Here is an 11,019-nt window from a genome sequence, read left to right as displayed (position 1 = left end):
GCTCAGTCGCGTCGATCTTCATCTCGTTCTCGGCCGTGACCATGTTGAACTCACGATTCGCGATCGTCGTGTAGTTCGAGTCACCCAGCCTGCTCGAGCTGATCGCCGTACCGAAATAGCGGCCGCTGCGGGCCGCGGCCGCACCGAGGGTCGTGGCCGGCGGGCCACCGCTCGGGCCGGACGACGGGCTCGGCGACGGGCTCGGCGACGGGCTGTTCGGGGGCGTGGGCGAGGGTGTGGGCGACGGCGTTGGCGAGGGTGTGGGGGACGGAGAGGGCGACGGCGACGGAGAGCTCGTGGTGGTGAGGCCGAGGAAGTTGATCGCATAGGAGATCATGCCGTTGAGGGGCAGCGAGTGCCCCTGACCGGAGACGCTGATGCCCTCGACCGGCGGCTGGGTGCCGGTGGCGCCGTACCGGGTGCGAGTCCACCCCGACGAGGGGCTGTCAGTGGACGCGGGCGTCTGGCTGACGCCGTTGAGGTTGGTCCACTGCTTGATCTCTTCGCCGAAGTTCGGGTAGGCGAGCGTGGTGTCGTTGGTGCCGTGCCACAGCTGCATGCGCGGATAGGAGCCGCTGTAGCCGGAGTACATCGAACGGGCCAGATCACCCCACTGCTGGGCGGACTTGATGCTCTGACCGCCGGAGCACTGGTTGTTCCAGGTGGAGCCGTCGGTGGTGGCGAAGCAGCCCGCCGGGACACCCATGAAGGCCGAGCCCGCCGTGAAGACGTCCGGATACTCGGCCGCCAGCACGTTAGTCATCATCGCGCCGGAGGAGACGCCGCTGACGTAGACGCGGCCGGGGTCCACGTTGTAGCGCGACTTGGCGTAGTCGACCATCGACATGATGCCGACCGGGTCGCTGCCGCCGCCCCGCCGCAACGCCTGGGGCGAGTACACGTCGAAGCACTGGCCGCTGCGGGTGGCCTCGGGGAACACGATGATGTACCCGTACTGGTCGGCCGCGGTCACGTAGTCACGGAAGTATCCGCTGTACAGCGCCGACGCGGTGCCCGTGCAGTAGTGGACGGCGACCAGCAGCGCGGGCCGGGCGGCCACCCGGTCCGGCACGTAGATGTACATGTTCAGGTTGCTCGGGTTGTTGCCGAAGCTGGTCACCCGGGTCAGCGAGGCCGCGGCGGCCGGTTGGGTGACCAGCAACGTGGTCGCCGCGACCACGGGCATCAGCACGGCGGCCAGTAAGGCCACGATGCGTCGTCTCACGTGAGCTGTCCTTCCTCCGGTTGCGCCGATCGGGACGTGTGGCCGTGGCGCCCGGGACGGGCTCCCGTACTGCTCGCAGCTCGCGGATGCCACACCCTCACCGGATCCGGCGACGTGAATGTTTCCGAAGCGTGCCTAAAACTTTCTGGCGACTCAAGCCGCAGATCACCGTGAATCCTGCGCCGACGAAGAGGAGGACGTCAGCGGCACCCCGCCCCACCCGACGGGCGGTGACTCTTGGAAAGTTTCATGAGAACACCGAAAAGTTGTCAGATCGTGGGAGCGGCATGCCGAGGGAGCGTCACCGCGCCGTGAGAACACCCGGCGGGCGGGCATGGTCTACCGCCTCAGCCGGCGCGACGACGGGAGCCTGCAGATGCTGGAGGTCATCGGCGCGGGACTTCCGCGCACGGGAACGACGTCGACGAAGGCGGCACTGGAACGGCTCGGCTTCGGGCCGTGCTACCACACCTTCGAGGTCCTGCTCCGCCCGGAGCTCGCCGAACGGTGGCTGCCCGTCTGCTCGGGCGGGCCGGGTGACTGGGAACGCGTCTTCGAGGGCTTCCGGTCCTGCGTGGACTGGCCCGCCAGTTTCTTCTGGCGGGAGCTGGCGCGGGCCTATCCGGACGCCAAGGTCGTCCTCACGGTCCGCGACCCGCGCAGCTGGTACGCCAGCTTCCGCGCGCTGGTCTCGCTCAGCCCGCGCGAGCCGATGCGCGAGGACGAGGCGCCCGAGGCCATCCGTCCCGTCGTCGCCGCGATGACGAGCCTCCAGCCGCTCTTCGAGCGGATCAGCGAGTCGGTCTTCGGCGAGGACTGGCGGCCCGGTCACAGTCCGGACGAGGAGCGGGCCGTCGCGGCCTACCACCGGCATGTCGCCGCGGTGCTGGCCGCCCTTCCCGCCGAGCGGCTCCTGGTCTTCGACGTGCGCGAGGGATGGGGACCGCTGTGCGCCTTCCTCGGGGTCTCCGCTCCCCCGGACGCTCCATTCCCGCGCCTCAACGACGCCGCGTCCATCCGCAGGACGTTCGAGCTCATGCGCACCGAGGGCCGCGTCCACGTGCCCTTCCCGCCCAGAGGTTGACGGCGGGCCGGCGCGCGTCCTGCGCGATCGATTCGAACAGCCGGGCCGGCGAGGGCGTGGGCGGACCGGCGACCACGAGGGTGCGGCCCGGCCTCGCGGCGCCCTCTCCGTTCGGGCACGTACCCGGGCACCGCCAGGACCACTCGCCGCCGCCCCGTTTACGATCAAGGACGTGGTCTACTCCCCCGTCAACCCCCTCGTCATGAAGTGAGTCACTCATGCCAGCAGTAGGCAACGTCCTCATCGTCGGCGGCGGCACCACCGGGTCGGCCCTGGCGATCCCGCTCGCCCGCGCCGGCGTCACCGTGGACATCGCGGAGATCCGGCCGGGGACCAGCGCACTCGGCTCGGGCATCACCCTGCAGGGCAACGCGCTGCGGGTGCTGCGCGACCTCGGACTGTGGGACCGGGTCGCCGCCGCGGGCTTCCCGTTCGACTCGCTGGGGCTACGCGCCCCGGACGGCACGCTGCTCACGGAGATCCCCGACGCCCGCACCGGCGGCCCCGGCCTGCCGGCCACCCTCGGCATGAACCGCCCCGAACTGGCCGCCATCCTCGCCGACGCCGTACGCGAGGCCGGGGCGCGGACCAGGTTCGGGGTGACGGCCGAGGCGCTGACCGACACCGGCGACCAGGTGGAGGTGCGGCTGTCCGACGGCACCAGCGGCACCTACGACCTGGTGGTGGGCGCCGACGGCATCCGCTCGGCGGTGCGCGCTCTGATCGGGATCGACGCCGCCCCGCGGCCGACCGGCATGGGCATCTGGCGCGTGCACACCCGCCGCCCCGCCGGGGTCGAGCGCACCGACCTCGTCTACGGCGGCCCCTGTTTCATCGCCGGATACTGCCCCACCGGCCCGGACACGATGTACGCCTACCTGGCGGACAAGGTCAGGCCCCGGGAGGCGATCGGGGACAAGGTCGCGCAGATGCGGGCCCTCGCCGAGGGATACGGCGGCGCCTGGGACGAGATCCGCGAGGACATCACCGACCCCGACCGCATCAACTACACGTGGTTCGAGTCGCTGCTGGTGGACCGGCCGTGGAACCGCGGCCGTGTCGTGCTCGCCGGCGACGCCGCGCACGCCTGCCCCCCGACCCTCGCCCAGGGCGCGGCCCAGTGCCTGGAGGACGCCGCCGTCCTGGCCGAGCTGCTGCTCGCCGCCGACCGGCTCGACCAGTCGCTGTTCGACGCGTACATGGACCGCCGTCACGAACGGGCGAAGGCGGTGGTCGAGGCGTCCCTGCAGCTCGCCGACTGGCAGCTGAATCCGACGCCGGACGCCGACGTGCCCGGCCTCGCCGGCCGGATCAGCGCGCTCATGGCGGAGCGGCCGTAATCACGCTCGACGGCCGCCTCGGGGGTCAGCGGACGCGGCCCACCCCGCCGAGCGCGCCGGCCTTGCCGTTCCGTACGAAGGGGAAGTCGGTGTCGGGCCGCCACTCGTGCAGCGGCACCACTCCCGGCTCGACCAGGTCGAGGCCGTCGAAGAACGCGAGGACCTGGTCGTAGGAGCGGGAGGTGGTGCCGGGGACGGAAGTGCGGCTGAAGACCTTGCGGCCCTGCTCCTCCTGGTCATCGCTCAGGTCGCCGAGGGAGCCGTGCGACACGACCAGATAGCCGCCCGGCACGAGGGGCTTCCGGAGCGTCGAGACGATCTCCACGGCCTCGTCGTCGCCCGGGACGAAGTGCAGCACGCCGAGCAGGAGGAGGGCGAGCGGCTGGGAGAAGTCGATGTGCTCCCGGACCTTCGGATGCTCCAGCAGCGCCTCGGGGTCGCGCATGTCCGCCTCGACCGCACGCACCCGCTCGTTCTCGGCGAGGATGGCCCGCGCGTGGACGAGGACGATGGGGTCGTTGTCCACGTAGACGACCCGGGACTCCGGAGCCAGCTCCTGGGCGACCTGATGGACGTTGCGCTGCGTCGGAAGCCCGGCGCCGACGTCGAGGAACTGGCGGATGCCCTGCCGCGCGAGGTGGGTGACGGTTCGGATGAGGAACTCGCGGTTCTCCCGGGCGATGTCGGGAAGGTTGGGCAGGATCTCGATGATCTTCTTCGCGGCCTCACGATCCGCCGCGAAGTTGTCCTTGCCACCCAGGTAGTAGTCGTACATCCGGGCGACGCTCGGTGTAAACGGGTCGACACCCCCCGGCACCTTGTGCTCGTCCACAACACTCTCCTCGTCGTACACCAAGGATGGTACGGCCCTTGATCGCGATAAGGAGGACGCGTCATCAATTTGTCATCAACCATCGGAAATCGGCACGAAGAGGGGTCATGTAGGCGAATTCCCGTTATCCACCAGATTGGACCGCTCCCCGACGTGCCGAAACGGGAATCTTCCCACTTACGGATGGGACATTACTGGTCTCGGCGCACGTCTCCCACTCTTGACAGTGCCCGCCGCCCCAACCTACGGTCACGGGAGATCACCGTCATTGCCGGCAGCCGGAAATGTTAGCGCTAACAGGTCGAGGAGCCCCCCTGATGAGAGCGGTCCCCCCGCCGCAGCTCACCCTGCCCCTCCGCGGGAACGTTTCACACCGCCCCGCCCGCACCAATACGGCCCCCTTCATGCGCGACCGCCTCATGACCGCCTTACCTGCGCACCTGAGGTGAACGCCCGCCTCTCCACGCCGCGCTACCGGTAGGACATCGCCTTCACGCGAACCCGCAGGCTCCACCCCTTCCAGCGGGACCGCCACGCCGACCTGACCCAGGACGAGCTCTACCTTCGCGAGCCGACGGTTCGCTCGCATCCCCGTCGACCGCTCACTCAGATCCCACCCCCCTCACGTCAGGCATTTCCTGACAATCGTTCTGCAGAGGAGTTTCGCGTGCCCGAAAATCGCCGATCCACGGCGATCCCCCGACGGTTCCGGAGGATCTCGCTCGCGACGGCCGCCGCGCTCGTGTGCGGCGGTCTCGTGTCCTACGGCGGTGTGGCGAGCGCCGCCGGCTGGTCACCGGCGCCGTCGTACACCTCGACCGACAAGGGCGACGGCACCTACACCGTGCCGATCACCAACGCCGACGTGCCCGACATCAGCGTTGAACGCGTTCCGGCCGCGGAGAGCAAGGAGCACCGGGACGTCTACTACATGATCAGCACGACGATGCACCTGAGCCCGGGCGCGCCGATCATGAAGTCGTACGACCTGGTGAACTGGGAGATCGTCAACTACGTGTTCGACCGGGCCGACATCGGCGACGCGTTCTCCCTGCGCAACGGGCAGAACTCCTACGGCCAGGGCCAGTGGGCGTCGTCGCTGCGCTACCACGACGGCAAGTTCTACGTCGTCTTCAACACCAACAACCTCGGCGGCGCGTACCTCTACAGCACCGACGACGTCGAGAACGGGAAGTGGACGCGCACGCCGCTCGGCCGCGGCCTGCACGACCCGTCGCTGTTCTTCGACGACGACGGCACGGCCTACATCTTCTACGGCTCGGGCAATACGAGCGCCGTACGCCTCAAGTCCGATATGTCGGGCATCGACAAGGATTTCCCGAGCATCTTCACCGCGGGCGACTACGCCGGCAAGCCGTTCATCGGCGGCCTGTTCGAGGGCGCCCAGGTCTTCCACATCAACGGCTACTACTACGTGGTCATCATCACCTGGCCGTCCGGGCAGGGACGCCAGGTCGCCATGTTCCGGTCCAAGGACCTGCTCGGGCGCTACACCTCGGCCGACGGCACGAACACCTACGAGGCGCGCGGGGTGCTCAACTCCAACGGCTTCGCCCAGGGCAGCCTCGTGCCGATCGCGGGCGAGAACGGCGGCACCGACTGGTACGGCATGTTCTTCCGCGACAACTTCCCGATCGGGCGCACCCCGGCGCTCATCCCCGCGACGTGGCAGGACGGCTGGCCGACCTTCGGCACCAACGGAGTCGTGCCGGTGGGCGGCGCGTTCGCCAAACCGATCACGCTGAGCCCGGAGGAGGAGAGGTTCGAGCAGCAGAAGAGCATCGTCGCCTCCGACGACTTCGCCAACGACGCTCCGCACAGGCCGTACATGGACGAGCAGTGGACGATCCCTGACCCGCCCGAGTACGACGACTCGCTCATCGGCGTCGAACTCCTGCAGAACCCCGGGTTCGAGGCCGACGCGGTCTCGCCGTGGGGCACGCAGTACGGCGCCACGATCAGCCGCGACACGACCGGCCCGGCCGCGGGCTCGGCGGCGCTGAAGGTGAGCAACCGCACCCTCAACGGTTCCGGGCCGAACCAGTTCCTCAACGGCAAGGTGCAACGCGGTGTGACCTACACCGTGTCGGCCAGGGTCAAGTACACCTCGGGCCCGAGCAGCATCCGGTTCAACCTCGTGGCCGACTGGGGCACGGGCGTCCAGACGATGGCGTCCGGGAACGTTCCCTCCGGGCAGTGGACGACCGTGACGGGCCAGTACACCGTCCCCACGACGGCGAACGTCGACAACTTCAAGTTCGCGGTCGAGACCCCGTGGGGCAACCCACAGCCGGCGTCGTCGAGCGTGGACTACCTGATCGACGACATCTCGATCGTCGGCCAGCCGGTGACGGTCGAGAGCCCCTCCAAGGAGGAGATCGCCCCCAACGGGTCGCGGCTCGACCCGGTGTGGGAGTGGAACCACGCCCCCGACAACCGCTACTGGTCGCTCACCGACCGGGACGGCTGGCTGCGGCTGACGACCGGCAAGGTGGTCACCGGCAAGTACGTCTACGGCAAGCTCTCCGGCAAGGACGAGCTGACCTGGTTCGAGGAGGCGCGGAACACGCTGTCGCAGCGCACGTTCGGGCCGCGGCAGTCCGTCGAGACCAGGATGGACATCTCCGGCATGAAGAACGGCGACGTCGCCGGCCTGGCCGCCTACAACCGCGGGTTCTCCTACGTGGCGGTCAAGCGCGTCGACGGCCAGAACACGCTGGGCGTCGTCAACCGGGGACAGCCGTTCGCGGTCGACATCGACCAGGCGGCGATCGAGAACTTCGTGTCGGGCACGACGGTGCCGCTGGGAGACGCGACCCAGGTGTACGTGAAGGCGGACCTCGACTTCAGCTCGCCCGCCGGGCAGCTGTGGACGACGTTCTACTACAGCCTCGACGGGCTGAAGTGGACCCAGCTGGGCAGCCGTGTCGGCCCGCAGACGCTGGACGGCAGCCTCTCGCACTTCATGGGACACCGGGTCGGCCTGTTCGACTACGCGACGAAGGAGAAGGGCGGGCACGTCGACTTCGACTACTACAAGCTCAGCGACACGCTGACGTCGCAGAACAAGGGTCTGGACACGAGCGCCCTCGACGCCGCCATCGCGCAGGCGGGCACACTCGACGAGCGCGACTACCCGGCGGACGCCTGGGCCGGCATGCGGGCCGCGCTCGACGGCGCGCAGGCGGCACGGGCCGGTGAGTTCGGCACCCAGAACCAGATCGACGCTCCGGAGCGGGCGCTCAGCTACCAGCTGGCCCGGCTCGCCACGCTCAAGACCGCCTCGCCGGAGGTCGAGCTGGCCGTGTCGGCCTCCTCCCGTTGCATCGGCGCCTCGACGTACGTCGCCGTGACGGCGGTGAACAACGGTGAGGTTCCGGCGACGGTGGAGCTGACCACCCCGTTCGGTTCCAAGACCGTGGCCGACGTGGCTCCGGGCAAGCAGGCCTACCAGTCCTTCAACACCCGCGCCGGGCAGATCGACGCCGGCACGGTCACGGTGAAGGCGACCGCCACGATCGACGGCAAGCAGGTCACCTCGACCTACAACGCCGACTACGCCGCGGCCGGCTGCCGCTGAACCGCCTGACCGCGGCCGGCCGCGCTACTGAACGGCCGGCCGCACCGGCGGTGACCATCCGGCGGTGACCACGGTCCTCACGACGAGGACACCGCCGTAGCACAACCCGGGGCCGACCGGCCCGACCAGCCGGCCGGCCCCGCACCCCCATGAACGTGTCGCGCGCACCTGCGCGATTCGCCGGGGCGTGCGGCCGCTCATCCATCGCAGTGAGCCGACCCGCCCCGGGGCGTCCATGTCCCCAGAAAAGTCTGAGGCCAAGGAGGATATTTCGTGTTGAAGCGTGTGCGAAAGACGACCCGGCGACGGGTCGCCGCGATTGCGGTGGCCGGCACCATGCTGGCCGCGGCGGTCGCCGCGACGACGGGGCCGGTCCAGGCCGCCGCCCCGAACATCATCGTGAACGGCGGGTTCGAGGATGGCCTCACCAGCTGGTTCGTCAACAACGGGAACGCGACCGACGGTGCGACGCTGTCGCCCACGACGGACGCCTACGGCGGGTCGAACGCCGTGCTCGTCACCAACCGCAAGACGACCGGCTCCGGCCCGATGCAGGACCTGTCCGGCAAGGTGCAGGCCGGCAAGACGTACGCGATCACCGTGCGGGTGAAGTACGAGAACCCCAACAGCCCGGCGACCAAGCAGTTCTTCGCCACCATGCACTACGGCGGCGGGACCTACACGAACGTCGGCACGGTGACGGTGGCGCGCGGGCAGTGGGGGCTCATCCAGGGCACCTTCACGATTCCCGCGGGGCAGAGCGTCTCCACCGCGAGGCTCTTCATCGAGACGCCCTGGACGTCGGACCCCGCGTCCGCTCCGGACACGCACCTCATGGACTTCAAGGTCGACGACGTGTCCGTCGCGGAGTTCGTGCCGTCGACGACCATCGAGGCGCTCGGCAAGAACCCCGGCGAGGGCAACCCGCTCATCTCGCACAAGTTCGGGGCCGACGGCAACGCCTTCGTCCACGACGGCCGCGTGTACATCTACATGACCAACGACACGCAGGAGTACAAGCCGGGTCCCACCGGGGTCTCCTCGACGAACACCTACGCCAGCATCAACACGATCACGGTCATCTCGTCCGACGACCTCATGAACTGGGTCGACCACGGCGAGATCCCCGTCGCGGGCTCGAGCGGGGTCGCCCGCTACGCGAGCAACTCGTGGGCGCCCGCCATGGAGAGCAAGGTCGTCGACGGCAAGGAGAAGTTCTTTCTTTACTTCGCCAACAACGGCGGCGGCTCCGGCGTCATCGTCGGTGACTCGCCGGTCGGCCCGTGGCACGACGAGCGCGGCAGCCTGCTCATCACGGGTTCGACTCCGGGGGCCTCCAACGGCAAGAACTGGCTCTTCGACCCCGGTGTGTTCATCGACGACGACGGCCAGGGTTACCTCGTCTTCGGCGGTGGCGGCGACGACGGGACGCGCAGCGCCGAGAACACCAACCACCCGAAGTCCACCCGCGTGATCAAGCTCGGCGATGACATGATCAGCACGAAGGGCTCGGCGGAGGTCATCGACGCGCCGCTCGTGTTCGAGGCCGGCCACCTGTTCAAGCGCGACGGCAAGTACTACTACTCGTACTCGTCGAACTTCGGCTTCGGCGGTGCGATCGACCCCAACGGCCCGCCGACCGGGGCCATCGCCTACCTCATGGCGGACAGCCCGATGGGCCCCTGGACCCCCGAAACGTACAAGGGCATCATCTTCCGCAACCCCGGCACCTACTTCGGCGCGGGTGGCAACAACCACCAGTCGGTGTTCCAGCTCGACGGGCAGTACTACTTCACCTACCACGCCCAGACGCTCAACAGCCGCATCACGGGCGGCGCCACCCAGGGCTTCCGCAGCCCGCACCTCGCCAAGCTCGACTTCAACGCCGACGGCACGATCAAGGAGGTGAAGGGCGACTACAAGGGCGTCGAGCAGATCCACAACCTCGCCCCGTACCGCGTCATCGAGGCCGAGACGATCGCCTGGCAGCAGGGCATCGCCACGAAGAAGATCGACGGCGGGTCGGAGGAGTTCGGCGCGCAGGCCCCGAACCTCGTGGTGCACGACATCGACAACGGCGACTGGACGTCGCTGGCGAAGGTCGACTTCGGCGACGACGGCGCCAGTGCCGTCACCGCCAAGGTGCGCCCCCTCGCGACCGGCGGGAAGATCCAGGTTCGTCTCGACGGCCGCACCTCACCCGTGGTGGCGACCATCCCGGTCGACGCGCCGCTCGGCGAGTGGACGAAGCTGACCGCCCAGCTCGACGGCGTCACAGGCGTGCACGACGTGTACTTCACCTACGCCGGCCCCGACGGGGCGGACCTCTTCGAGGTCGACTCCTGGTCGTTCGAGGCCGCGTCCTCGCAGGGGGTCGAGCTGGCCGTGTCGGCCTCCTCCCGTTGCATCGGCGCCTCGACGTACGTCGCCGTGACTGCCGTGAACAACGGCGGGGTCCCGGCGACGGTGGAGCTGACCACCCCGTTCGGTTCCAAGACCGTGGCCGACGTGGCTCCGGGCAAGCAGGCCTACCAGTCCTTCAACACCCGCGCCGCCCAGATCGACGCCGGCACGGTCACGGTGAAGGCGACCGCCACGATCGACGGCAAGCAGGTCACCTCGACCTACAACGCCGACTACGCCGCGGCCAGCTGCCGCTGAACCGCCTGACCGCGGCCGGCCGCGCTACTGAACGGCCGGCCGCACCGGCGGTGACCACCCGGCGGTGACCACGGTCACCACGGTCCCGGCGACGGGGACACCGCCCAGGAGCGTCAGCCACGACTCAGCACGACACGGGACCGGCCGGCCGATCAGCCGGCCGGCCCCGCCCCCCATAAATGGAGCGATGATCACGTGAAAATCACCCGGACCACCCAGATACTCGCCGCCTCCGTCCTCGGCCTCACCCTCGCCGGCGCCGGCCTGGCCGGCCCC

7 protein-coding genes are annotated in these 11,019 nt (G+C 69.2%); 4 read left to right on the top strand and 3 right to left on the bottom strand.

Annotated features, from left to right (window positions below; translation table 11 throughout):
- A partial coding sequence (locus tag FLX07_RS35530; RefSeq protein WP_142576328.1) for an extracellular catalytic domain type 1 short-chain-length polyhydroxyalkanoate depolymerase occupies positions 1 to 1,225 on the bottom strand: 1,225 nt, incomplete at its 3' end.
- Between the two features lie 334 nt (positions 1,226 to 1,559).
- Here FLX07_RS35530 and FLX07_RS35525 point away from each other — a divergent pair.
- Positions 1,560 to 2,309 carry a sulfotransferase family protein gene (locus FLX07_RS35525; RefSeq protein ID WP_223854457.1) on the top strand — a complete coding sequence of 250 codons (750 nt, stop codon included), beginning with the start codon at positions 1,560 to 1,562 and terminating at the stop codon, positions 2,307 to 2,309.
- A 218-nt stretch (positions 2,310 to 2,527) separates the two neighbouring features.
- Positions 2,528 to 3,649: an FAD-dependent monooxygenase gene (locus FLX07_RS35520; protein WP_142576327.1), complete on the top strand. Its 1,122-nt coding sequence runs from the start codon at positions 2,528 to 2,530 to the stop codon at positions 3,647 to 3,649.
- A 25-nt stretch (positions 3,650 to 3,674) separates the two neighbouring features.
- Here FLX07_RS35520 and FLX07_RS35515 read toward each other — a convergent pair whose 3' ends face one another.
- Entirely contained in the window at positions 3,675 to 4,481 is an 807-nt protein-coding gene (locus tag FLX07_RS35515; protein ID WP_142576325.1) for an SAM-dependent methyltransferase, read from the bottom strand.
- Between the two features lie 667 nt (positions 4,482 to 5,148).
- Here FLX07_RS35515 and FLX07_RS35510 point away from each other — a divergent pair.
- Positions 5,149 to 8,082 (top strand): family 43 glycosylhydrolase, encoded by a 2,934-nt coding sequence (locus FLX07_RS35510; protein ID WP_142576324.1) that lies wholly within the window; start codon positions 5,149 to 5,151, stop codon positions 8,080 to 8,082.
- Between the two features lie 285 nt (positions 8,083 to 8,367).
- Positions 8,368 to 10,743, top strand: a complete 2,376-nt coding sequence (locus tag FLX07_RS35505) for a family 43 glycosylhydrolase (protein WP_229689610.1) — start codon at positions 8,368 to 8,370, stop codon at positions 10,741 to 10,743.
- 24 nt (positions 10,744 to 10,767) lie between these two features.
- On the opposite strand, the gene FLX07_RS37305 is transcribed toward FLX07_RS35505, so the two are convergent.
- Positions 10,768 to 11,019: hypothetical protein (locus tag FLX07_RS37305; RefSeq protein ID WP_208762571.1), on the bottom strand; the 252-nt coding region annotated here is incomplete at its 5' end.

Origin of the sequence: Microbispora bryophytorum, from assembly GCF_006874465.1 — a bacterium.
Lineage (GTDB): Bacteria > Actinomycetota > Actinomycetes > Streptosporangiales > Streptosporangiaceae > Microbispora > Microbispora bryophytorum.
Note: the sequence above shows the minus strand (reverse complement) of the source record. Positions and strands in the feature narration are given on the sequence as shown.